Source organism: Phytohabitans flavus (genome assembly GCF_011764545.1).
GTDB lineage: Bacteria > Actinomycetota > Actinomycetes > Mycobacteriales > Micromonosporaceae > Phytohabitans > Phytohabitans flavus.
In genome coordinates this window covers 2,311,929-2,334,256 of sequence record NZ_AP022870.1, presented here as the reverse complement: position 1 = coordinate 2,334,256, position 22,328 = coordinate 2,311,929, and the positions used below count along the sequence as shown (strand labels likewise).

Genomic DNA, 22,328 nt, shown 5'->3' with positions numbered 1-22,328 from the left:
CCCGGCGCGCCGGTCTCAGCGGCGGCGTCCAGGCCTCGACGTCAATCCGCTCCGCTCTCGAGCGGGTTGACCATCCGCCGGGTGATCGTTTCGGCGCCCGCCAAGAGGGCGCGCGCCACCGGGCTGTCGGTATCCTGCGGCACAAACTGGGAGATGCCGACAACGGCCAGCGTGGCGACGACCTGTCCGGCCGGATCTCGCACCGGGGTAGCCACCGCGCTGACGCCTTCGCTTGGGCTCACCCGGACCGCGATCCCGGTCCGGCGAACCTCCGCCAACTCTTCTTCGGTCGCGTCCGCCGCCTTCGCGCCGAACCTGTAGAACGACTCGCCCCGGAAGGCCCAGAAGACCATGGCCTGGGCCGTGCCGGGGCGGAGCCGGCTGCCGACCGCGATCGACACGTGCGCCGTACGGCTGCTGTCCTCGTGCACTCGTGCCACGACGGGAGCGTGGCCGTTCCACACGCTGAGCACGACCGTGTGGCGCACCCGCACGCTGATCTCTTCCATCACCGGCCCGGCCAGGTCGGTCACGCCGAGCCGGGACAGCGCTATCGTGCCCAGCTCGGCGAGAAGGACGCCGAACTCGTACCGGTTTCGGTCACGTCGTTGTAAAAGACTGTGGTTTTCCATCGACGCCAGGTAACGATGGGCGGTGGACTTACCGACGCCCAACTCCTCGGCGGCGGACACGAGGTCGATGGTCTCGTTGACCGCCAGCAGCCGGAGGAGCTGCGCGACCCGCGCGACCACCTGGATGTCCCCGCTGGCGATCTCCAGCCCATCGCTGGCGGGACGCGGACCCCGGGTGTCGGCCATCGGTGCACTCCCCTCGCTACCTTGGTCGCCGTCCCGCATTGCGGGGCGGCCATCCGGCTATTCGGTACGGGGACTGTAGGTGATCACGCCGACGTCGTGTCAAGACCTTGAACAAGATTTCCGCCAGATTTCTGTGAAGTTAGACGAAGCGTCGCGCGACCCCTTGACTGCCCAGGTACCGGCACCTAGCCTCACGTCATCCTGGATAACAGGATGCCTATACCAGCAGCCGGGATGGAGACCTATATGGATCTGACCGCCGTCGTGACCGGCGCCGCCCGGGGCATCGGCCGCAGCACTGTGGTGCGGCTGCGGGCCGCGGGATACCGGATCGTCGCCGTCGACATCTCGCCGGCGGTGGCGGACCTCGCCGAGGAGGGCTGGGTCGTGCCGCTGCCCGCCGACGTGGCGACCGCCGAGACGCCGGGCGACGTGGTCGACCGCGCGGTGGCCACCTTCGGCCGGCTCGACCTGCTGGTCAACAACGCCGCCCGCTTCCTGCGCCGGCCCATCCTGGACACCACCGACGAGGACTTCGACGCCCTCTTCGCGGTGAACGTGCGGCCGGCGTTCCGGTTCGCCCGGGCCGCGCTGCCCCACCTGACCGAGGTCGGCGGCAGCATCGTCAACGTCGCCTCGATCTCCGGCCTTGTCGGTATCGCGAACCAGAGCGTGTACGCGATGACCAAGGGCGCGATCGTCCAGCTGACCCGCCAGTTGGCGATCGAGTACGGGAGTCGCGGCGTGCGGGTCAACGCCGTCGCGCCCGGCGCGGTCGACACCGACTTCATGGCCGAGACGCGGGCGGCCGACCCCGATCCGGCGGCGAGCCTCGCCATCACGTTGAGCAACCATCCGATCGGTCGCATGTCGACCCCCGACGAGGTCGCTCGGGCCATCGCCTTTCTGGCCTCGCCGGACTCCGCCGGGATCACCGGGACGATCCTCAGCGTGGACGGCGGTTACGTCGCCCGCTGAGCCGGGCACGCTACCGGCGCTGGTCCCCCACCTGGGCCAGGTCTTCGGCGAGGCGATCGAGCCAGACCCGAAGGTCGCTCAGCCGGTACATGTCGAGTCCGAGGTCGGTCGGCCACCCGCCGGGGTCGGCCGGCGGCGGTTCACATCGCGGCTTTGGATCCCGCAGCGCGGCGGCGAGCCGCTCGTAGCCGCCGGCGACCGCGTCGGCGTAGCCGGTGAGCTGACGGTGACAGGACAGCGGCTCGGCCGGCGGCGAGCTGCGCAGGAGGCTGTCGGCGCCACCGACCGCGTGGTGCCCGGCGTCCAGCGCGCCGGGCCAGTCCACCTCTGCTGACGGGTGCCGCTCGACCTGGTACAGGGTGTACGACGCCTCGGCCAGCAGCCCCCCGCGCCGGGCCATGGGCAGCGCCGACCCGGCCGGTGCGGAGCCGGCCAGCGCCGCGATCGTCTGGCGCACCACGGCCGCGGCGGCGACGAGGAAGCGGGCCGTGGCGCGGCGCAGCTCGCCGGCGCTACCGCGCGGCCAGGCGAGCAGCCCGGTCAGCACGCCGATGGCGAGACCGACCGCGACGTCGATGGCACGCGCCTCGGCCAGCTGCCAGTTGACCGGCGACAGCTGGGCAAAGACAAGCGAGACGACCAGCGTGAACAGTGCCTGCGACCAGCCCAGCCCGAGCAGCGGGCCGGCCGGTTGGCGTACCAGAACGGGCCGGGCTGGGCGGCGGGCGGCACCGGGCCCCAGCGGGCGGGTGCGCCGGCGGCCACCCGTACGGCGGTGACCGCCTCCTTGGTCCACTCGCCGATGCCGATCGCGAGCGAGCCGGCACGCAGCCGATCCGCGTCCTCGCGGCCCGGTACCACCTCGCGGCGTTCGCGCCGGAAGGTGTCCAGCGCCTCGTCGATCGGGGCTGCCTGCGGCGGCGGGCCTTCGCCGCGCAACGACCTGGCCGCGGCCTCGGCACTGGCCGCGAGCTGGTGCAGCAGCGTGGCGATGGCCTGGCTGCGGGTGGCCGCCGGATCGACCTTGTGCACCAGGTCCGCGGTGTCGCCCAGGATCATGTGCACCAACCCGCCGGCGTGGCCCAGCGCCCGGTCCCGCCGGCTTGCCGACGCCGGCCGCTGCCCCGGCTGGAGCTTGTACGGCCGGGTCGCCTCCGCCGCGCGCTCGGCCTCCGCCAGCCGCTCGGCGGTCCGGCCCCGGCTCCGCTCGTCTCCGCCGCTCGCTTCGGCCAGCGCCGACAGGCAGCCGGCGGTCGCCGCGAACCCATTGGCCAGCAGTGCCTTGAACGGGACCGGCGCCGGGTCCGGCCACAGCACCCGCTCGGCCACCGCGAGCAGCAGTACCGCCATGGTCAGCCCGGCCAGCCGGTAGCCCAGGGCGCCGGGGTCGTACGGCGGGAAGCTCGGCAGGATGTAGAGCAGTTGCACGCCGGCGGCCAGGCCGATGAGCCGTGGCCCGCCGACACCGGCATAGCTGATGACGAAGCCGAAGGCGAGCATGCCGAGCACGGCGGACCAGGTCGACACGGACAGCAACGTCCCGGCGGTCACCAGCACGTACCCGACCGGCAGCACCGTGACCAGCGTGCGGGAGCGTTGCGCGGGGGTGCCCGGGATCTGTGCGAGCGCGCCCATGGCGACGGCGCCGAACAGCGCGTACGTGGCCATCTGGGTGTTGTGCAGCCCGTACCGGGAGAAGTAGAAGCCCACGCACGCGGCCGTCGTGACCCGCACCCCACGGCGGACGACGGTCAGCGCCGGGTCGCGCCGGCGCACCCAGGCGAGCGCGGAGCCGAGCACTACGCTCCTTCCCCGGGTGCGTTTGGCGGAACGCCTCGACATTAGTGACAAACCGGCCAGCCCGGACACGCTTTGACCAACTTGCCGACGACTCGGAAGGGGACCGCGTGGACATGGAGTTGTCGCGCGATCGCGCGCTCGCCCACGTGACGTCGCTCGCGACCGGCGAGCCCGCCGACCCCTCACTGCGGGTGACGCTGCACTTCCACCCCGACCGCCTCGTCGGCGGCGTACACATCCTGGAGATGATGGCCCGCGACAGGCTGTACCGGTCGCAGTTCGAGACCGGTACCGGCAACGGCGGCCTCACCGCGTTCGAGGGCGGCGACCGGTGGCTGTGGGAGAGCCGGATGTTCGCGACCGCCTACGACGCCGGGCCGCCGACCGACCGCCCCAAGTACGGCTCGCTCAACTTCCGCCGCCGGGTGGTGGGCGGCTCGCCCCGCTTCGGCTCGGCGCACCTGCGCATGGCCGCGCACACGCTGGCCCGTACCACGTTCTGCTATCCGGACAGCTACCTCCAGCCTCGGCACTTCGGCGTCGTGACGCGGGTGTCGACGCTCATCGCGATGGCCGAGGCGGACGACATGGAGCCGCTCGACGACTACGTCGAGGCGCACGTGCACGGCCCGCTCGACCTCGCTGCGGACGTGGAGGCGCTGGTGCTCGACCCCTGCTACCGGGGTACGCCGGTCGAGGCGCTGGCCGGCGAGCTTGGCTGCCCGGTCGAGTGGCACGGCGGCTTCCGGCTGGCGATCGACGAGCTGCGCCGCCATCCGGACTACCGAGGTCCGGAATTCGTCCGCCTCGGCGAGGAGATCGCCCGCGGCGGCCACCTCGACCCGGCGATCATCGGTGACGCGTCCCGCACCGGGCTGTACGACGAGCAGTCCCTCAAGCGGGTGTGGCACTACGTCGCCCGCTTCGGCAGCCCCGAGATGGCGACCGGTTAGCAGGGCACCGTGTCGGTGACCTCCCTGACGTAGAAGGAGTCGTCGACAATGACCTGCGTTGTGGCTCCCGGCGCGGGGCTAGGGGTGGGAACGGCCGCGGCCTCACGGGTCGGGATCAGCGCCTGCACATGCACGTGCCAGTCGACGTCGGCCTGGCGGAGCATGCCGGGCACCTCCGACAGGGTCACAAAGGTTCCGCAGGGGCCGTTGGCGTAGCCGGGCCGGTTGTAGAGGGTCCGGTGCACGGTGACGTCGAAGGTGGCCAGGGCCCTGCCGTCCGCGAGTGGGATGAGGTCCACGGAGACCGGGCCGGGGTTCGCCGCGTAGCGCTTCGAAAACTGGCCGATGAACTCGTCGGGCACGGCGAAGGCCACCGCTAGCGCACGGAGCCAGGAGTCGTTCCCGCGGGTGCGAGCAAAGGGTCGGCGACGACGGCGCCGGCCGCATCGGAGCGGCGCCACCAGTCGAGGTAGAGCTCGGGGAGTCGGGCGGGCTCCACGACCAGGTCCGCTACCGGCGTGGGCGCGAGGTAGCCGTCCGGATCCAGCCTGGGCGCGGCGGCGACGCGGTCGCCCCAGGCGCTCAGGCTGCTCATCAGCCACGGCTGGTCGGCGTTCGCGCGGTCGAACCTGGCGGCCAGATAGGTGGCACCGTCCGGTTTGGACACCTGCCCGGCGGCGACGAAGTAGGCCGGGTAGCCGTGCTGGCCCCGGGGCACCCCCACGCCGATGCCGGTGAGCTGGCTGCCGGCGTCCGGAAAGATCGTCTTGACGCTGTCCCGCACGAAGTTACGGATCGGCGCGTCGATGTGGACGAGCGTGCCACCGCGGGCCTCGGCGACGGTCTGTACGAAGATGACCCGGGCCGCCTCGGGCGTGATCACGTCGGTGCTGTTGCTCGGCTGCGCGGTGGCGATACCGGAGAGCGCGACGGCGGCCACGGTGGCGACCGACAGCACCGGCGTGGCGAGCGCCGCGACCTTGCCGGCGGGGGTGCTCGCCGCCGTGGCCGTCGCGGTGAGCGTGCCGGCGGCCTGGGCCATCCCGGTACCGGCGGCGGTGGTCGAAACGGTCACGACCTGGGTGGCCGCGCCGAACCCGGCCGTGGCGGCGGCCGTACCGGTCACCGCGACCCCGGCCGCTCCCGTGGCGCCGGCCAGGGCGCCGGCGGCGAGTACCCCACCGGGCAGTACCACCGTGCCGGTGAGCGCGCCGAGGCTCATCCAGTCCGGCCCGTACGCCTGCGCGGCCGCCTCCAGCAGCGCGGCACGCATCCCGGCGGCGGTTTGCGGGCGGGCGTCGGGATCTGTCGCCATGGCCCGCGCGACGAGGTCGGCGATGGCTGCGGGCAGCTCGCGGTCACCGGGGGCAGCAGCACCCGACCAGCGTCGTCGTCGACCACCGGCACCGCGCCGGTGAGCAGCTCGGCCAGTACCGCGCCGGCGGACCACAGGTCGGCGCGGCCGTCCACCGGCTCGCCCCGGCGCTGCTGCGGCCCCGCGTACGGCGGGACACCCTCGGCGGCCAACGCGTTGTCGTCGCCGGTCGCCGCGACCTCGAACCCGGCGAGCAGCACCCGTCCGCCGGCGTCGAGGTAGATGTTGTCCGGCCGCACGTCGCGGTGCACCATGCCGGCCTCGTGGATTGCGGCCAGGCCGGCCAGCGCCCCGTCGAGCACCGTGCATGCCTGCGGCCCGGTCAGCGGCCCGCGTTCGTCGAGTGCGCGGCGGGCGGTGACGCCGTCGACGTACTCGGTCACCAGCACCGGCGGCAGGTCCGGTGGACGCAGGGTGTCGCGCAGCCGCAGGCAGTTCGGATCGTCCAGGCGGGCCAGGATCTCGGCCTCGCGGGTCAGCCGGGCGGCGGCCTCCGGGGCGGCGGCCAGGTCGGGCAGCACGACTTTGAGCAGTACCCGTTCGCCGGTGTCCCGGTGGGTGCCGCGGTCGACCTGGGCCACCGTCGTACGGGTGAACGGGCCGTCCGCCTGGTACCCGCCCAGCGGCACGTGCGCCGGCGCCTGCCACGGCTCGGCGCCCGCCGGTTGCGCCGGTGCGTCGGCCGGTACCCGGCGGCGGCGGGTCAGCGGCAGCAGCGCGGCCAGCAGCAGTCCGGCCACCGGTACCGCCCAGGTCACCTTGCTGAACGGGCTGATCAGCCCGGACTCCTGCAACAGCACCGCCTCACCGGCACCGGCCAGCAGGCCCAGCGGTGCGCTGAGCAGGAACCTGCGCGCCCAGCCGCCCCGGCGCCGGCGGGCGAGCAGGATCGTCAGCACCCCGAACAGCGCCGCGGCGGCGAGGCCGGCCAGGCCGAGGTGGCTGGCGAACACACTGCGGTCGGCAACCAGCACGAGGCTGCCTTCGCACGCGTTCGACTCGGCGCGCAGCCCGACGACGCGGATCGTGGTCCCGAACTGCGGCATCTCGGTCGTGCTGACGTACCGGTCGCTGCCCGGGCCGGTGCCGGACTTGATGGGGAAGTCAAGTCCAAACAGGACCAACCAGGCTGAGCCCTCGGTCAGTGGTGTCGCCGAGTCGACCACCACGACCGGGTGGCTGCCGGCCGGTACCACCCAGGTGTCCGCCCCTTCAAGCCGGGTGCCGCCCAGGTCGCTCCCGGTCTGCCCGCGCAGCGTGTCGTGCAACGCGTTGGCCGCGTCGGCGCTGGCCGGGGCGTAGCCGCTGACCGCGCACGCGGGCGCGGCCGGTGCCGTCGGGGATGGTGCGGCGCTGCCCGCCGTCGCCGGCCACGCCAAGCCGGCGAGTACGACCACCGCCGCGGCGGCCACGCTGTACGGACGGGCCACGATAACCTCCACAGAGGACGGCGCCGGAGGTCATAGGCTGGCCGCTCGGCAGAGCAGGATTGTGCCACTGCCGCGCCAGCCGCCGCGTCCCGTAAGGTGGCAGCGTGGCAGCGGGCGTCACGGTGAAGCGCCGGCTCCGGCTCGCCATCGACTTCGGCACCTCGACCACCGTGGCGGCGGTCAGCCGTCCGGACGGGCGCCCGGCACCACTGCTCTTCGACGGCTCCCCGCTCTTGCCCTCCGCCGTCTTCGCCGGGCTCGACGGCACCCTGCTGGTCGGGCAGGATGCCCGGCACAGCGCCAGGGTCGCCCCGGAGCGCTTCGAACCCAACCCGAAACGCCGGATCGACGACGGCACCGTGCTGCTCGGCGACCGGGAGTTGGACGTCGCCGACCTTGTCGCGGCGGTGCTGACCCGGGTCGCGACGGAGGCTGTGCGAGTCGGGGGTGGCCCGGTCGGCGAGCTGATCCTGACGTACCCGGTGGCTTGGGGAAGCCCGCGCCGCGCGGTGCTGGAGCGGGCCGCGCGGTCGGCCGGGCTGCCAGAGCCGCGCCTTGTCCCGGAGCCCGTGGCCGCGGCGGCCCACTTCGCCGCGGGCGACGACCCGGTGTTGCGGCCGGGCGACCGCGCCGTCGTCTACGACCTCGGCGCCGGTACGTTCGACGCGACCGTCGTCCGGCGCACGCTCACCGGCTTCGACGTGCTGGCGAACGCCGGACTGCCCGACGCCGGCGGGCTGGACGTCGACGCGGCCGTCCTGGCGCACCTCGGCGACGTCTACGCCGCCGCCGACCCGGACGGATGGCGACGGTTGACCGCGCCGGCCGCGTCCGCCGACCGGCGTGCGCTGCGGCAGCTGTGGGACGACATCCGCGCCGCCAAGGAGATGCTGTCGCGCACCTCGTCGGCGTTCGTGCCGATCCCCACGCTCGGGGTGGACGCGCCGGTCGGCCGCGAGGAGCTGGAGGAGCTGGCCGACCCGCTGCTGGGTCGGACCGTGCGGACCGTCGTCGCCGCGCTCGCCCAGGCCGGCATCCCGGACGCGAGGCCGGACCTGGTGCTGCTCGTCGGCGGTTCGAGCCGGATCCCCGCGGTGGCGACGCTGCTGCACCGCGCCACCGGCGTCGCACCCACCGCGGTCGAATGGCCGGAGCTCGCCGTCGCCGAGGGTGCCCTAGCCCTGCCGGGCGACCAGCCCGGATCGTCCACGACGCCCGCGCCGCCGTCACCCACCGCGGACGACGAGCCCATTCCCCGGGTACGGCCACAGTGGCGCCGCCCCGCGACGGTCGGTCTCGTCGCGGCGGCCGCGGTGCTGCTGGCCGCGCTGGTCGCCGACCGGTCCACCCGGCAGGCGATGGGGTCGGCCTGCTCGCCCCGCCGAGCCGCCCGCTGTACCCGCTGCTGGCCGCCGCCACGCTCGCGCTCGGGCTTGTACCGTTCACGCGCGCCCGGCCGCCGGCCACCCTCCCGCCCAGCGGAAACCGCACGGCCTGGCTCACCGCCGCCAGCCTCGCCGCCGCGTCCGGCTGGACCCTGGCACAGTCCACTTTGGCCGCCATCATCACGACCGGGTTCGTGTCCCGCGCGATCCAGCCCGGCGCACTCGCCGACCGGGGCGGCCCGCTGACGCTCGGCGCCCTGGTCATCGGCGCCGCCGCCGCGGCACTGGGCGGCTGGCTCATGGCCGGACCCGCCACACCGGACCCGCTGCGACCGCCCAGCGACGCCCTGGGACTCGCCCGCCGCCTGGCCGCCGCCGCCACCGTGGGCGCGCTGCTGGGCATCGCCGCGCACACCCACCTGTACGGCAACAGGCTCGACACCGCCGACGGGACGATCGCCACCGACCACGGCACCGACGACCCGGTGCTGTTCCTGGCCCGCACCTTCAGCCAACCAGCCGGACCGCTGGAGCACCTCGCGCACGCCGCCGCCTACACGCTGGGTGTGGCCACGGTGTTCTGGCTGCTCGTCCACGCCGCCATCGCCGTCCGCCGCGTCCTGCCGACCACCCGCCGCTACGCCGCCGGCGCCGCGACCGGCATACTCGTCGCCGCCGGCCTGTACCTCGCCTACCACGGCCTCCAGGAGGCGCGCTACTGGGCCGGGTGGCACCTGACGAACACCGGCTGGGCACCCCCGACCGACCCGCAGGACGCCATCCTGCGCTCCGCGGACTGGCTCTGGTCCACGGCGGGACCACCGCTAGCGATCCTCGCCCTGGTCCTCGCCGCCATCGGCCTACTCGCCCCACGCCGTCCCACCAACTCCGCGACCTAGACTCACCCTCCGCAGACCTTCCACAATGGAGATTTGAGCTACCGCGACGCCCGCGGTGGTCCGGACCGCTGCTCCCGCGGCCTCACCCTGCGCGGTCCAAGACCAATCCCAAGCCGGTGAGGCCGCGGGCCCACCTGACGCGCGATGCACAGAGCTGGCGGCCCTCGACCGCTTGTCTCTTCAATCGCTGCGTGCTCCTACCCCATCACACCGATCAGGGTGACGCTCGCGGACGGCCGGCACAGTCGAAAGGGGGCGCGGCCTTGATCGATGGGTGCTCTGGTCGTCCGTGGCGAGAAGTTGCCCCTCCAGGGGTAATTCTTCGCCACGGACGCGGTCCGGTACCGCGCCGCTTGCGTCGATCTTCGGAAAGTCCGCGGCCATCGACCTTGATCGGCGTCTTTGCACGGGGGTTCGTTGCCGTTACGCCGGTCTGGGCCCTCCGGCCCTCGGCTTCGGCCCCGGCCCGGCTACCGCGACGTCCATCGTGGCCCAGACCGCCGCGTCCGCAGCCTCCAGAGCAGATCGTGGTACTTGACTGCGCCTCTGGCGACAGCTGAGTACCACGATCGCTGGCCTACTCCGACCCCATCGCGCCGATCAAGAGAAACCAGGTCTCTGCGGTCGCCGTCGGGCCGACATCACCGATCTTGAAGCCTGCGGCGCGCGGACAAACCAGCCAAAGCACCCACATGGGTGCCGCTGGGCCAAGCCCAAGCGATCTAGCTAGTCGCGCCGGCCATGGGCCGGCGGTGGGGTTGTGAAGCGCGGAGGGTGAGGCTGCGGGAGCAGCGGTCTGGACCACCGCGGACATCGCGGTAGCTCAAGTCTTGGAATGGATTGTCTGGGGCTGGGTGGGTTGGGGATTCGCGGAAGCTCAAGTGGGCTTGAGATCCGGCTGGTAGCGTCCGTGGGCGTGCCCAAGGAGCCGGATGACACGCTCTCGATCGGCGACGTGGTGCGGCGCACCGGGGTGGCCGCGTCCGCGCTGCACTACTACGAGCAGATGGGGCTGATCGCCGCCCACCGCACCTCTGGCAACCAGCGGCGGTACCAGCGCCACATGCTGCGGCGGATCTCGCTGATCCTCGTCGCCAAGCGGCTGGGCATCGGCCTCGCGGACGTGCGCGAGGTCTTCGCCACGCTGCCGATGGAGACCGTCCCGACCGCCCGCGACTGGCAGCGGGTCTCGCGGCACTGGCACAGCCAGCTCGAGGCGCGCAAGCGCGAGATCGAGCAGCTGGAGCGGGAGCTGACCGGCTGCATCGGGTGCGGCTGCCTGTCGCTGACCGTGTGCCGGCTGCTCAACCCGGACGACGAGCTGGGTGCGCAAGGGCCGGGTCCGCGGCGGCTGGGGCCGTCCGCCGACCACCTGATACGCCAGCGGCGCGAGCTCGACGTGCTGCAATGAGCCGCGTCCTGGCCGCGCTGCGCTCGTGGACCACGCTCGCCCCGCTGGTCGCGGCGGCGCTGCTCGTCGGCGTGTGGGGGCGCCACCCGGGCGTGTTCCTGGCCGTGGTCGTGGCGATCGCGCTGGCCGGCGCGGTGATCACGGCCGTACACCACGCCGAGGTTGTCGCGCACCGGGTGGGTGAGCCGCTCGGCTCGCTGGTGCTCGCGGTCCCGGTGACCTTCATCGAGGTCGGGCTGATCATCACGCTGATGCTCTCGGGTGGGCCGGAGACCTCCGCGCTCGCCCGCGACACCGTCTTCGCCGCCTTCATGATCACGGTGAACGGCATCCTCGGCCTCTGCCTCGTCCTCGGCGCCGCCCGTTCCAGGCTGGCCGTCTTCAACGCGGAAGGTACCGGCGCGGCGCTCGCCACGGTGGCCACGCTCGCCACCACCTGCCTTGTGCTGCCGACGTTCACGGTGAGCCGGCCGAGCGGGGTGTTCACCCCGGCCCAGCTCGGGTTCGCCGCGGTGGCCTCGCTGCTGCTGTACGGCCTCTTCGTGTTCACCCAGAACGTGCGGCACCGCGACTTCTTCCTGCCGGTCAAGGGCGATGGCGCTCAACCGGACACGCACGCCCCTCCCCGTCCGGCCGGGCGACCATCGCCAGCCTGGGACTGCTGCTCGTCGCGCTGGTCGGCGTCGTCGGCCTGGCCAAAGTCGAGTCCAACTCCATCGAGGACGGGATCGACGCGCTCGGGCTGCCGAACTCCTTCGTCGGCGTGGTGATCGCGCTGCTGGTGCTGCTGCCGGAGACCATCGCCGCGGCGCGGGCCGCGCTGCGCGACCAGATCCAGATCAGCCTCAACCTCGCACTGGGGTCGGCGATGGCCAGCATCGGGCTCACCATCCCGACGATCGCGGTGGCGACGATCTGGCTGGACCCGCCGCTTCAGCTCGGCCTTGGCGCCACGCAGATGGTGCTGCTGGCGGTGACCGTCGTCGTCGGCGTGCTCACTGTGGTACCCGGACGGGCGACGCGGCTGCAGGGCGGCGTACACCTGGTACTGCTGGCCGCATTCGTATTCCTGGCCATCCACCCTTGAGTCGCGCCCATCCCTGAGCCGTCGCTCAGTGCCAGGCCGCGGCCCGCGGTGAGCGGGCGGCGGCGAACGCGACAGCCGCGCAGCCCAGCAGCAGTCCGGCGGCGGCCCACAGCGGCGCCGAGTGCCCCACCCAGCGCAGCAGCGCGCCACCCGCGCACGCGCCGGCCACCAGCGCCACCACCGCCGCGACCCGCCGGGCCCGTACCGCCGGGCTCGACGCGCCGCCGGGGTCACCGGCCAGCCCGGCGAGGGTCGTGGTCAGGACGTTCGTGCTCACCTCGGGCAGGCCGAGCCGGCGAACGACCGCGTTCTGGCTGCCCATGGCCAGCGCGAGCAGCGCTACCAGCGGGAGCCGCACCGCGCGCGACCCGGGACCGCCCGTAACCGCCACGATGGCCGCCGCCAGGACCAGCACCGACTGTGCCGCACACGCGGCGGCGAGCAGGCGGCCGCGGTGCGGGCGGGACATGCGGGCCAGCCGGCCGCCGATCGCCGCGCCGATCAGGAACGCCACGAGCGCGAGCAGGCTGGCCACCACCGACACGTCGCCGACACCGGCCAGCGCGAAGCCGAAGAACACCGAGTTGCCGGTCATGTTCGCCACGAAGACGTGGCCGAGGGCGACATAGCTGAACGCGTCGACAAGCCCGGTCACGAACGTGATCCCGACCAGCAGGTGCGGCAGCGGGCCCTGCTCGGATGCCATACGTCGTGGCCCCTTTCGGCCGTCGCCGCCTTGCGATGCTAGCCGCAACCAGCGCCCGGGTACCGGCGAACGCTGTCCCGCGGCCGTGACCGCGCACTACGGTGGCGAGGTGACTCCGCAGGCGGTGCTGAACCCGCTCACCCGGACGGCCCTGTTTCTCGTGGTGACCATCGACCCCGGCGGCGAGGACACCGTCCGTGACCTGCTGCCGGACCTGTCGGGGTTGCGGCGGGCGGTCGGCTTCCGCTCCCTGCACGGCGAGCTGAGCTGCGTCACCGGCATCGGCTCCGACGCGTGGGACCGGCTCTTCGGCGGGCCACGCCCGGCCGAGCTGCACCCCTTCCGGGAGCTCGCCGGTCCGGTGCACAGCGCCGTCGCCACCCCCGGTGACCTGCTCTTCCACCTGCGTGCCAACCGCCCAGACCTGTGCTTCGCGCTGGCCGGCGAGATCATGGAGCGGCTGCGCGACGTCGTGACGACCCAGGACGAGGTGCACGGCTTCAAGTACTTCGACGTGCGTGACCTGCTCGGCTTCGTGGACGGTACGGAAAACCCGGTCGGCGAGGACGCGCGCGACGCGGTGCTGATCGGCGCGGAGGACCCGGAGTTCGCTGGCGGCAGCTACGTGATCGTGCAGAAGTACCTGCACGACCTGCGCGCCTGGAACGCGCTGCCGATCGAGCAGCAGGAGCTGGCCATCGGCCGCCACAAGCTGTCGGACGTCGAGCTGCCCGACGACGCCAAGCCGGCCAACTCGCACGTGGCGCTGACCACCATCACCGACCCGGACGGCACGAAGCACGAAATCCTGCGGGACAACATGCCGTTCGGACAGGTGGGGCGCGGCGAGTTCGGCACGTACTTCATCGGGTACGCGCGCACCCCGGCGGTGACCGAGCAGATGCTCCAACGGATGTTCCTCGGTGCTCCCGGTGCCGCGCACGACCGGATCCTGGACTTCTCCACGCCCGTCACCGGCAGCCTGTTCTACGTGCCGACCGTGGACTTCCTCGACGACCCGCCGGGCCCGCCGTCACTCACGGTCACCATCGAGGCGCCGCAGGCCGAGGCGTTCGCACCGTCGTTGGCGATCGGCGACCCCAAGAGTCGCGGCGGCGACCTCACCGAGAGCGAGGTGTGATGGACAACCTGCACCGGGAGCTCGCGCCGATTTCCGCGGCTGCCTGGGCCGGCCTGGAGGAGGAGGCACGCCGTACCTTCCTGCGGCACCTCGCGGGTCGCCACCTCGTCGACATCGCCGGCCCGCTCGGTCCGGCGCTGGCCGCGGTCGGCACCGGCCACGACCGCCCGATCGACTCCCCGCCGACGGCGTCGCCGCGCGGACCCGGGTGGCCCAGCCGCTGGTCGAGCTGCGGGTGCCATTCACCGTGGCCCGCGAGCAGGTCGACGCCGTCGAGCGGGGCGCCAAGGACGCGGACTGGGGTCCGGCGAAGGACGCCGCCCGCCGTATCGCGTACGCCGAGGACCGGGCGATCTTCCACGGGTACCCGGCGGCCGCCATCGCCGGCATCAGCCCGACGTCGTCCAACCCGCCGGTCCCCCTGCCCCCGGGCGCGGACGACTACCCCGGCGCGGTCGCGCGAGCCGTGTCCGCACTACGCCTGGCCGGTGTGGACGGCCCGTACCGGCTGGCGCTGGGCGCCGACGCGTACACCAGGGCGACGGAGGCTGTGGACGACGGATACCCGGTGGTGGAGCACATCGCCCGCCTTGTCGACGGTGACGTCGTGTGGGCTCCGGCGATCACCGGCGGCGTGCTGCTCTCGACCCGCGGCGGCGACTTCGAGCTGCATCTGGGCCAGGACCTGGCGATCGGGTACCTCAGCCACGACGCGACGACCATCGAGCTGTACTTCCAGGAGTCGCTCACGTTCATGGCGTACACCGCGGAGGCGGCCGTCGCCCTCACCGCCCCCGCTGCGTGAGGCCCGTCTAGCGCATGCCGAAGAGGAAGCGGGTGACGCGGGTGCGGCGCACGGCGAGGTCGTACACCGCGAGCATGATCGCGAACGAGATCACCACGATGATCGTGTACTTGACCGGGATCGGCGCGGACCAGCGCACCACGAAGTACGCGACCGCCACGACGATCGGCTGGTGCAGGATGTAGAGCGGGAGCGCGGCCGAGGCGAGGTAGGCGTACACCCTGCGCCGCCCGCCGGGCGTTGCCTCCTCACCCGATGGCGTGTCGCGGCGGCGGTCGAGCAGGCCGAGGATCGCCACAAGCCAGCACCAGCCGGCCAGGCCGAAGAGCACCCGCGCCAGGATCGCGACCGGGGTCATGTCCGTGAACGGTTCGTCGCCCGCCGCGCCCAGCGACGCACCCGCGCCCATGAAGAGCAGGAAGCCCACCACCGCGGCCGGTACCGCGTCGCGGCGCATGGCGGTCCGGAAGCGGTCGTCGCTGGCGAGGACGAAGCCGTACATGAAGAACAGCAGGTAGGCCCAGCGGCTCCAGCCCGCGTACGCCTCCTCCATCCCGTGCAGGGCGGCGATCAGCGCGAGCGGGACGGCCGGCAGCAGCACCACACCGCGCCGCGCCGTCGCACCCGCCACCGCGTCCCGGACCGCGCCGACCCGGTGGGCCGGCAGCCAGGCCACGAGCGGGGCGAGCAGGAGCGAGTACGCCAGCAGCATCACCACGAACCACAGGTGCCCGCTCTCGAACTGCTCACCCTGCACCACGAACGGGAAGTCGGCCGGGCTCAGGTGCACGTCGAAGAAGGTGAGCAGGAAGCGCGGGTACGACTCGTCGTAGCCGGGGTCGGCCGCCCGGAGGCGCAGCCACTGCGGTACCGGGATGATGGTCACCGTCGCGAAGGCGAGCGGCACACCGAGGCGCAGCAGCCGCTCGACCGCGAAGCCGCCCGGGCCGCGCCGCGACAGTGAGTGCCACGCGCCGAGGCCGGCGATGAGGAAGAGCGCCGGCATCGCCCACACCACGCCGAACCCGGCGAGCACGGTGATCGCGTCCGTGGTCTGCGGGTTCTTGACGTAGTAGTCGTCGCTGCCGTCGAAGACCAGCGCGGTGTGGAAGAAGACGAGGCCGAGCACGACCGCCAGCCGGATCGCGTCGAGCTCCGGCCGCCGGGCGGCCACCGCCGGTGCTGCCGCGGGTGGTGCCGCCACATCCCCTCCTCACCGCACGCTGGACGACACACCATGCTCGCAGGCGACGCGGGCGCCGAAAAGGACCGCGCTGAATTCTCCTGAAGTCTTGCACGATCCTCCCGTACGCGGGAGTAGCGGCCAAGGCGCGTGATCGAATGGAGTATGAGCCTCGACGAGTTCCGTACCCTCGTGGCCCGGCACGCGCGCCCCGACACGACAACTCCCATCGAAGGCTTGCAGGTCGCCAAGGTGGAGCGGCCCGCCCAGCCGTCCGCGTCGATGTCCGGCACGGTGCTGGCACTGATCGCCCAGGGCGCAAAGCGCCTCGCCCTCGGCGACCGGGTGTACGAGTACCGGGCCGGCCAGTACCTGATCGCCTCGGTCGACCTGCCGGTCACGGGTCACTTCGTCGGGGCCAGCCCGGAGCACCCGGCGCTCGGTATCGGGCTCACGCTCCAGCCGGACGCGATCGCGGAGCTGCTGCTGCGGGCCGGGCCGGGCGACCTGCCCAGGCCCGGCACCGGCGCGCTGCCCGGTATCGCGGTGAGCGACGCCCCGGCCGAGATGCTCGACGCGGCCGTACGGCTGCTGCGCCTGCTCGACCAGCCCCGCGACCGTACGGTCCTCGCGCCCCTCGTGATCCGCGAGATCCTCTGGCGGCTGATCACGGGCCCGCAGGGTGGCATCGTCCGCCAGCTCGGTCTCGCCGACAGCAGCCTGACCCATGTCGCCCGCGCGGTGCGGTGGATCCGTGACAACTACCGGCGGCCGTTCCGGGTCGAGGATGTGGCACAGCTGGCCGGCATGAGCGCGTCCGCGTTCTACCGCAACTTCCAGGCGGTGACGGCGATGAGTCCGATCCAGTTCCAGAAGCAGATCCGGCTCCAGGAGGCCCGGCTGCTGCTGGCCACCCACCCCACCGACGTCGCGCGCGTCGGTCACCGGGTCGGGTACGACAGCGCTTCGCAGTTCAGCCGGGAGTACCGCCGCCAGTTCGGCGTACCGCCCAGCCAGGACGCCGCCCGCCTCCGCGACGCGGCCGGCCCGGTGACGGTCACGCTGCCCTGAGCTCGCCCCGCCGCTGTCAGGGCGCCTGGCCGAGGATCGAGCGGGTACGGGCCGGCGCGGTCGCGGGCAGCTCGTCGAGGATGCCGGCGAGCGTGACGCCGGCGAGGCTGGCCCGCCACGCCTGGTGCGCCTCGGCCATCTTCTCGGCCAGCACGCAGGTGCGCTGGCACTGCTCGGCGGGGAGGGCGCCGCGCCCGCGCTGGCGGATCTCGCGGCACTCGTACGGCGCGGCAGCCCCGTCGACCGCCTCCACGATCTGCAACAGCGTGATCTCCGCCGCCGGCCGCCCGAGGCGGAAACCTCCCCTCGGCCCGGTCGTCGCGGCCAGCACCCCGGCCCGCACCAACGCTTGCAACTGCTTGGCGAGGTACGCCTGCGGCAGGTCGTAGTAGGCGGCGAGCTGCGCCGCGGACGCGGTGGCGCCCGGCGCGAGCTGGGCCAGCGTCGCGGCGCAGTGCAACACCCACTCGGTACTCACGGGCAGCTTCACACCCGGCATCCTATCGCAGATATTGCGGATCTATTTAGTCCTAGATAGCCTGACCGAGGCGTTACGCCACGCGGGACGCCGCCGGAGAGCTACAAGAAGGGGATGAACGTCATGCGGATCGCAGTCGTCGGAGCGACCGGAAACATCGGCGCCCTCACCACCGCGGCGCTGGAGCGGGACGGGCACGAGGTCGTGCGGGTGAGCCGTTCGCTCGGCGTGGACCTGCTCACCGGCGCCGGCCTGGACGAGGCCCTCGCCGGCGTGGACGCGGTCGTCGACGCCTCCAACGCGCCGCCCGCCGACCGTGACGGGACGGTCGCCTACTTCGGCACCACGACGCGCAACCTGCTCGCCGCCGAGCAGCGGGCCGGCGTCCGCCACCACGTGCTGCTCTCGATCGCGGGGGCCGACCGGGTCGAGGGAAACGCGCACTACGCCGGCAAGCGCGAGCAGGAGCGGCTCGTCACGGCCGGGCCGGTGCCGTGGACGATCGTGCCGGCCACGCAGTTTCACGACTTCGCCGCCATGGTGGCGAGCTGGACCGAGCAGGACGGCGTGGCCAGCGTCCCGCCGCTGCTGATGCAGCCGATCGCCCCCGCCGACGTGGCCGGCATCCTCGCCGAGATCGCCGCCGGCGCGCCGCGGGGCCGCTACCAGGCGATCGCCGGCCCCGAGCCGCAGGACCTCGTCGACATGGCCCGCCGTACGGTCGAGGCCCGCGGCCACCACGTCAAGCTCGTGCCGACCTGGTCCGGCCTCTTCGGACCGGAGATGGCCGGAAACGCGCTGCTGCCCGGCGACGGCGCGCGCATCGCCCCGACGACCTTCGACGAGTGGCTCGCCACGCAGCGCTAGCCGTTCAGCCGTTCGCGATCCAGGGAGCCACGCCGAGCTTGCCGGTGGTACCGAGGTCGATGCCGCCCTCCGGCTCGACGACCTGGGGTGGCACGCCGCCCGCCACGGTTACCTCCACGTAGTGGCCGAGCACGACCGTGCCGTCCGTGACCTTGTTGCGCCATAGGAGTGCGGTCCCCGCCCGCTGGCCGGGCTTCAGCGTCACGGTCGCGGGCGCGACATCGAAGCTGGGGACCGTCGCGATGCCGGACGAGCCGGCGCTCACCGCGACGTCGAGCGGTTGCCGGTCCTCGTCCAGCAGGCGTACCGACGGGTGGCCGCGCACGGTCCGTGCCACCGTGCCGCAGTTGGTCACCACGAGCTGGAGCACCCGCAGGCCCATCGCGGCGTCCTGCCCGCCCGTCCGGATCGACAGGCCCGAGTCCGGGCAGGCGGCCGGGGTCGGTGACGAAGTCGGCGTCTGGCTGGACGTGGGTGACGGGAGCGCCTCGACCCGGTCCGAGCTGGCCGGCCGGCCGCCGTGGTGGTCGTCCCGGTCCAGCCGGTCGACTCCCATAACTGCGATCGGGGCCACGAACGCCACGCCGACCACTAGCCGCAGGAGATTCCACACCCAGGTCGGCGGCTCAAGCATCACACGCCGAGCCTAGAGTGTCTCTCCAGTGGATAATCAACGGCTCAGCACCATCGCGCACTCGCACCACCCCATCGCGGCACCGATCTTCGGGGTCAACGCCAACCGGCTCCTGCGCCGGGCCGGGCGGGAGCCGCGAGCGCGCGTCCTCGACCTCGGCTGCGGCCAGGGCGCGTGGGCGATGCAGGCCCTCGCCCACTACCCCGACGGCCACGCGGACGCCGTCGACATCAACCCGTACGCGCTGGAGCGGGCCGCCACCGTCGCCGCCGAGCGCGGGCTGGCCGACCGGCTCTCCCTGCACGAGCGGGACGCAAGCGGCTACGTACCGGACGGCGACTACGACCTCGTGCTCTGCATCGGGGCGACGCACGCGTTCGGCGGGTTCGCCGGGACGCTGCGGCAGGCCGGGCGGCACGTCAACCCGGACGGCGTCCTCCTGGTCGGTGCCGAGTTCTGGCAGGTGCCGCCGACCGCGGCGGCCCTCGCCGCGCTGGACGCGAAGCCGGACGACTACACCGACCTCGCCGGGCTGCTCGACGCCGCCGAGGAGGCCGGCTGGACCGCGGTGTACGCGCACGTGAGCGACGCCGCCGAGTGGGACGACTACGAGTGGTCCTGGGTCGGTTCGCTCACCGAGTGGGCGCTCGACAACCCCGGTCACCCCGACGCGGAGCAGGTGCGCACCGCCGCACGCGAGCACCGCGACAGGTGGCTGCGCGGGTACCGAGGTGTGTTCGGCTTCGTGACGCTGGTGCTGCGCCGCGGCTGAGGCTCACGGCGACTCGTCCCCTTCCCCGGCTCCCCGGCGGGCACGCCGGGCGGCGTGCCGGCGCGCATCGCCCCGAGGGCCAGGCCGAGCTGAAACCGGTTTTCCACGCCGAACCGGTCCATCAACCCGCGCAGCGTGTACGTCAGCGTGCGGGTGGACATCCCCAGCTGCTTGGCGGCGGTGGCGTCCGTGTGCCCGTCGGCGAGCAACGCGACAACCGCTTTCTCCCGTTGGGTGAGCACGACCGTTGGCACTCCGTTCCGGCGTGGATCTGTCGCGCCACTCCACTGGCGGACAAACAGGGTGACCAGGGACTCGACCGCGGCGGGGTCGGTGAACTCCCAGCTGCCGCGGTCCAGGTCGAGCGGGTCGACGGCGACGAGCGCCACCCGCCGATCGAAGACCATCATCTTGTGTGGCAGCCGGTCCGCCAGCCGGTACTCGCCGCCGAGCCGGACGAACTCCGCCGTGTACGCGGACGAGCGGTCGCCGTCGGCAGGTGGAAGGCCGAGCGAACGTACCCGCACGCGCCGGCCCAGCAGGTCCGCGTCGATGGCCGAGCCGATCGCGAGGGTGTCCGCACTGAACGCCTGCTCCGGGTGCATCGCCAGGTGCTCGCCCCGCTCCAGCGCCACAAGCCGCGCGATCCGCTCGCGGGTGGCGCACAGGTCCGGCAGCAGCCTTGTGGGCGGCGGCACCGGCTCCGGCCACGCCCGGTCGGTGATCGCGGGAGCGGGTACCCGGAACGCCCGGCGCCGCAGCGCGTCGACGGCCTCGTCCGGTGCCACCGCCTGCCAGCTGCCGCCACCCGCGCCGCGCGCGACCGGGTCGCGGCCGCCCTGTACGAGACCCGCTTCGACGAGCTCGTCCAGGGCGACACGCACCCGGCGTACGGCCAGCCCGAGGTCGTCCGCGACGTCCCCCGCGCACTGCGGGCCGAAGCTGGCGAGGCACCGGTACACCAGGTCGGCGTCGGCGGACACACCCCAGCGGACCAGCGACGGAACGGCTCGGCCGAGTGTCAGCGCCACCCTGTCGCCACCAGCCACGGACAACCTCCCCCGTTGGATGGCCGATATGGACGCATACAAGCACAGGCGGCCGTCCCTGTCTCCATCCGCAAGATCCACTAAGGACATCCGTTGCTAGATTCCGCAACCACCCCGCGCCATTTGGCCCGGCTAGACTCCGGCGCGAAAAAGGGGAGGAACGCAATGTCGATACGTATCCGAGGCCTCCGTATGGCCATCGCCGTCCTACTTGTCGCCGCCGCCCTGCCGGCGGCCTCCGCGGAAGCGCACGGCCGAGGTGGGTCGGTGCGGTTCGCCACGTTCAACGCTTCGCTCAACCGGGGCGCCGAGGGCGCGCTGCGGGCCGATCTGTCCACACCGAACAACGCGCAGGCCGCGACGGTCGCCGAGATCATCCAGCGGGTCCGGCCGGACGTGGTGCTGATCAACGAGTTCGACTTCGACCCGGAGGCCGCGCGGCTGTTCCGGGACAACTACCTGTCGGTCGGGCACAACGGCGCCGCCCCGATCACGTACCCGTACCACTTCATCGCGCCGAGCAACACCGGCGTCGCGTCCGGCTTCGACCTCAACAACGACGGCCGGGTGGTCACCACGCCGGGTGCCGCCGGGTACGGTGACGACGCGCTCGGCTTCGGCGCGTTCCCCGGCCAGTTCGGCATGGTCGTCTACTCGAAGTACCCGATCAAGCGCCACGACGTGCGGACGTTCCAGCGGTTCCGGTGGAAGGACATGCCCGGCGCGCTGCTGCCGGACGACCCGGCGACCGCCGCCCCGGGAGACTTCTACTCCCCCGCCGAGCTCGCCGCCTTCCGGCTCTCCTCCAAGAGCCACTGGGACCTGCCGATCGAGGTCGGCAAGCGTACGGTGCACTTCCTCGTCAGCCACCCGACGCCGCCGGTGTTCGACGGGGCGGAAGACCGTAACGGCCGCCGCAACTTCGACGAGATCAGGTTCTGGGCCGACTACATCCGCCCTGGCCACGGGCGGTACATCTACGACGACAAGGGGCACCGGGGCGGCCTGCGGCCGGGCTCGTCGTTCGTGATCGCCGGTGACCTCAACTCCGACCCGCTCGACGGCGACAGCATCCCGGGCTCGGCCCAGCTGCTGCTGGAGAACCACTGGGTCGACGCCTCGTTCCGGCCGAAGAGCGCCGGCGCCGCCGAGGCCGCCGCGCTTCAGGGCGGTGCCAACGCGACGCACCGCAGCGACCCGTCGCGGGACACCGCGGACTTCGCCGACGTACCCGGTCCGGGCAACCTGCGCGCCGACTACGTGCTGCCGTCCCGGGGCCTCGGGGTGCACGGCGGCGGCGTCTTCTGGCCCGTCTCCACTGACCCGCTGTCCCGGCTGACCGGCACGTTCCCGTTCCCCAGCTCCGACCACCGCCTCGTCTGGCTCGACGTCGCGCGGGGCCGCTAAGCAATTTCCGCACGCCGGCCGCCGCCTGGCACCCCGGGCGGCGGCCGCCGCGTGTCCGTCGCTCCCGTGAACGTGAAAC

The 22,328-nt window shown here is 73.0% G+C and carries 21 protein-coding genes and 2 pseudogenes; 12 read left to right on the top strand and 11 right to left on the bottom strand.

What is annotated here, in order from left to right; all coding sequences use genetic code 11:
• Positions 1–41 precede the first annotated feature (41 nt).
• Positions 42–818: an IclR family transcriptional regulator gene (locus Pflav_RS10020; RefSeq protein ID WP_173035613.1), complete on the bottom strand. Its 777-nt coding sequence runs from the start codon at positions 816–818 to the stop codon at positions 42–44.
• A 246-nt stretch (positions 819–1,064) separates the two neighbouring features.
• Here Pflav_RS10020 and Pflav_RS10015 point away from each other — a divergent pair, with 246 nt between their 5' ends.
• On the top strand, positions 1,065–1,796 hold the full coding sequence (locus tag Pflav_RS10015; protein ID WP_197938268.1) for an SDR family NAD(P)-dependent oxidoreductase: 732 nt from the start codon (positions 1,065–1,067) through the stop codon (positions 1,794–1,796).
• A gap of 10 nt (positions 1,797–1,806) precedes the next feature.
• On the opposite strand, the gene Pflav_RS10010 is transcribed toward Pflav_RS10015, so the two are convergent.
• Positions 1,807–2,343 (bottom strand): hypothetical protein, encoded by a 537-nt coding sequence (locus tag Pflav_RS10010; protein WP_173035611.1) that lies wholly within the window; start codon positions 2,341–2,343, stop codon positions 1,807–1,809.
• Positions 2,337–3,596, bottom strand: coding sequence for a hypothetical protein (locus Pflav_RS10005; RefSeq protein ID WP_173035609.1), 1,260 nt, complete (start codon positions 3,594–3,596; stop codon positions 2,337–2,339). The genes Pflav_RS10010 and Pflav_RS10005 overlap by 7 nt, the downstream gene beginning before the upstream one ends.
• 113 nt (positions 3,597–3,709) lie before the next feature.
• Between Pflav_RS10005 and Pflav_RS10000 the strand changes: the two genes are divergently transcribed.
• Positions 3,710–4,549: a DUF3626 domain-containing protein gene (locus Pflav_RS10000; RefSeq protein WP_173042338.1), complete on the top strand. Its 840-nt coding sequence runs from the start codon at positions 3,710–3,712 to the stop codon at positions 4,547–4,549.
• Here Pflav_RS10000 and Pflav_RS09995 read toward each other — a convergent pair.
• Genes Pflav_RS09995 through Pflav_RS09985 form a run of 3 tightly spaced genes read right to left on the bottom strand, consistent with a single transcriptional unit; the run spans position 4,546 to position 7,354 of the window.
• Positions 4,546–4,911, bottom strand: coding sequence for a hypothetical protein (locus tag Pflav_RS09995; protein WP_173035607.1), 366 nt, complete (start codon positions 4,909–4,911; stop codon positions 4,546–4,548). The genes Pflav_RS10000 and Pflav_RS09995 overlap by 4 nt on opposite strands.
• Positions 4,912–4,925: 14 nt before the next feature.
• On the bottom strand, positions 4,926–5,822 hold the full coding sequence (locus tag Pflav_RS09990) for a hypothetical protein (protein WP_173035605.1): 897 nt from the start codon (positions 5,820–5,822) through the stop codon (positions 4,926–4,928).
• Positions 5,768–7,354, bottom strand: coding sequence for a serine/threonine-protein kinase (locus Pflav_RS09985; protein WP_173035603.1), 1,587 nt, complete (start codon positions 7,352–7,354; stop codon positions 5,768–5,770). Before Pflav_RS09985 ends, Pflav_RS09990 begins: the two co-directional genes overlap by 55 nt.
• 104 nt (positions 7,355–7,458) lie before the next feature.
• On the opposite strand from Pflav_RS09985, the gene Pflav_RS09980 reads away from it, so the two are divergent.
• The 4 genes and pseudogenes from Pflav_RS09980 to Pflav_RS09965 all read left to right on the top strand — a co-directional run bounded on the left by Pflav_RS09980 (position 7,459) and on the right by Pflav_RS09965 (position 12,136).
• On the top strand, positions 7,459–8,985 hold the full coding sequence (locus tag Pflav_RS09980; RefSeq protein WP_173035601.1) for an Hsp70 family protein: 1,527 nt from the start codon (positions 7,459–7,461) through the stop codon (positions 8,983–8,985).
• Positions 8,934–9,638 (top strand): hypothetical protein, encoded by a 705-nt coding sequence (locus Pflav_RS09975; RefSeq protein WP_173035599.1) that lies wholly within the window; start codon positions 8,934–8,936, stop codon positions 9,636–9,638. Before Pflav_RS09980 ends, Pflav_RS09975 begins: the two co-directional genes overlap by 52 nt.
• A 916-nt stretch (positions 9,639–10,554) precedes the next feature.
• Positions 10,555–11,049 (top strand): redox-sensitive transcriptional activator SoxR, encoded by a 495-nt coding sequence (gene soxR / locus Pflav_RS09970; RefSeq protein WP_232071210.1) that lies wholly within the window; start codon positions 10,555–10,557, stop codon positions 11,047–11,049.
• Positions 11,046–12,136, top strand: a pseudogene (locus Pflav_RS09965) (calcium:cation antiporter). Before soxR ends, Pflav_RS09965 begins: the two are co-directional and overlap by 4 nt.
• 25 nt (positions 12,137–12,161) lie before the next feature.
• Here the strand turns inward: Pflav_RS09965 and Pflav_RS09960 are convergent.
• Positions 12,162–12,842, bottom strand: coding sequence for a YoaK family protein (locus Pflav_RS09960; protein WP_173035595.1), 681 nt, complete (start codon positions 12,840–12,842; stop codon positions 12,162–12,164).
• Positions 12,843–12,951: 109 nt separating this feature from the next.
• On the opposite strand from Pflav_RS09960, the gene Pflav_RS09955 reads away from it, so the two are divergent.
• Together Pflav_RS09955 and Pflav_RS09950 are read left to right on the top strand one after the other, a co-directional pair.
• On the top strand, positions 12,952–13,983 hold the full coding sequence (locus Pflav_RS09955) for a Dyp-type peroxidase (RefSeq protein WP_197938266.1): 1,032 nt from the start codon (positions 12,952–12,954) through the stop codon (positions 13,981–13,983).
• Positions 13,983–14,788 (top strand): annotated as a pseudogene (locus Pflav_RS09950) (family 1 encapsulin nanocompartment shell protein). Before Pflav_RS09955 ends, Pflav_RS09950 begins: the two are co-directional and overlap by 1 nt.
• A 7-nt stretch (positions 14,789–14,795) precedes the next feature.
• Here the strand turns inward: Pflav_RS09950 and Pflav_RS09945 are convergent.
• The gene (locus tag Pflav_RS09945; RefSeq protein WP_173035591.1) at positions 14,796–15,992 is read right to left on the bottom strand and encodes an acyltransferase family protein; all 1,197 of its coding nucleotides are present in this window, start codon (positions 15,990–15,992) and stop codon (positions 14,796–14,798) included.
• A gap of 144 nt (positions 15,993–16,136) precedes the next feature.
• Here Pflav_RS09945 and Pflav_RS09940 point away from each other — a divergent pair, with 144 nt between their 5' ends.
• Complete coding sequence (locus Pflav_RS09940) at positions 16,137–17,042, top strand: AraC family transcriptional regulator (protein WP_173035589.1); 906 nt, start codon at positions 16,137–16,139, stop codon at positions 17,040–17,042.
• Between the two features lie 16 nt (positions 17,043–17,058).
• Here Pflav_RS09940 and Pflav_RS09935 read toward each other — a convergent pair whose 3' ends face one another.
• Entirely contained in the window at positions 17,059–17,532 is a 474-nt protein-coding gene (locus Pflav_RS09935; RefSeq protein WP_173035587.1) for an RrF2 family transcriptional regulator, read from the bottom strand.
• A 111-nt stretch (positions 17,533–17,643) separates the two neighbouring features.
• Between Pflav_RS09935 and Pflav_RS09930 the strand changes: the two genes are divergently transcribed.
• Positions 17,644–18,387 carry an SDR family oxidoreductase gene (locus Pflav_RS09930; protein ID WP_173035585.1) on the top strand — a complete coding sequence of 248 codons (744 nt, stop codon included), beginning with the start codon at positions 17,644–17,646 and terminating at the stop codon, positions 18,385–18,387.
• 4 nt (positions 18,388–18,391) lie between these two features.
• On the opposite strand, the gene Pflav_RS09925 is transcribed toward Pflav_RS09930, so the two are convergent.
• Positions 18,392–19,021 (bottom strand): DUF4232 domain-containing protein, encoded by a 630-nt coding sequence (locus Pflav_RS09925; protein WP_173035583.1) that lies wholly within the window; start codon positions 19,019–19,021, stop codon positions 18,392–18,394.
• A gap of 28 nt (positions 19,022–19,049) precedes the next feature.
• Between Pflav_RS09925 and Pflav_RS09920 the strand changes: the two genes are divergently transcribed.
• A complete protein-coding gene (locus tag Pflav_RS09920) occupies positions 19,050–19,793 on the top strand; it encodes an SAM-dependent methyltransferase (RefSeq protein ID WP_173035581.1) in 744 nt (247 codons plus the stop codon).
• On the opposite strand, the gene Pflav_RS45200 is transcribed toward Pflav_RS09920, so the two are convergent.
• A complete protein-coding gene (locus Pflav_RS45200; RefSeq protein WP_232071204.1) occupies positions 19,682–20,842 on the bottom strand; it encodes a LuxR C-terminal-related transcriptional regulator in 1,161 nt (386 codons plus the stop codon). The genes Pflav_RS09920 and Pflav_RS45200 overlap by 112 nt on opposite strands.
• A 192-nt stretch (positions 20,843–21,034) precedes the next feature.
• Here Pflav_RS45200 and Pflav_RS09910 point away from each other — a divergent pair, with 192 nt between their 5' ends.
• The gene (locus Pflav_RS09910) at positions 21,035–22,249 is read left to right on the top strand and encodes an endonuclease/exonuclease/phosphatase family protein (RefSeq protein ID WP_232071202.1); all 1,215 of its coding nucleotides are present in this window, start codon (positions 21,035–21,037) and stop codon (positions 22,247–22,249) included.
• Positions 22,250–22,328 lie beyond the last annotated feature (79 nt).

Coding starts and splice junctions, on each gene's coding strand:
- Pflav_RS10020 (WP_173035613.1), bottom strand. CDS start 818: ATGGCCGACACCCGGGGTCCGCGTCCCGCCAGCGATGGGCTGGAGATC.
- Pflav_RS10015 (WP_197938268.1), top strand. CDS start 1,065: ATGGATCTGACCGCCGTCGTGACCGGCGCCGCCCGGGGCATCGGCCGC.
- Pflav_RS10000 (WP_173042338.1), top strand. CDS start 3,710: ATGGAGTTGTCGCGCGATCGCGCGCTCGCCCACGTGACGTCGCTCGCG.
- Pflav_RS09990 (WP_173035605.1), bottom strand. CDS start 5,822: ATGCGTGCCGCGCTGCTGGAGGCGGCCGCGCAGGCGTACGGGCCGGAC.
- Pflav_RS09960 (WP_173035595.1), bottom strand. CDS start 12,842: ATGGCATCCGAGCAGGGCCCGCTGCCGCACCTGCTGGTCGGGATCACG.
- Pflav_RS09940 (WP_173035589.1), top strand. CDS start 16,137: ATGAGCCTCGACGAGTTCCGTACCCTCGTGGCCCGGCACGCGCGCCCC.
- Pflav_RS09930 (WP_173035585.1), top strand. CDS start 17,644: ATGCGGATCGCAGTCGTCGGAGCGACCGGAAACATCGGCGCCCTCACC.
- Pflav_RS09925 (WP_173035583.1), bottom strand. CDS start 19,021: ATGCTTGAGCCGCCGACCTGGGTGTGGAATCTCCTGCGGCTAGTGGTC.
- Pflav_RS09910 (WP_232071202.1), top strand. CDS start 21,035: ATGGCCATCGCCGTCCTACTTGTCGCCGCCGCCCTGCCGGCGGCCTCC.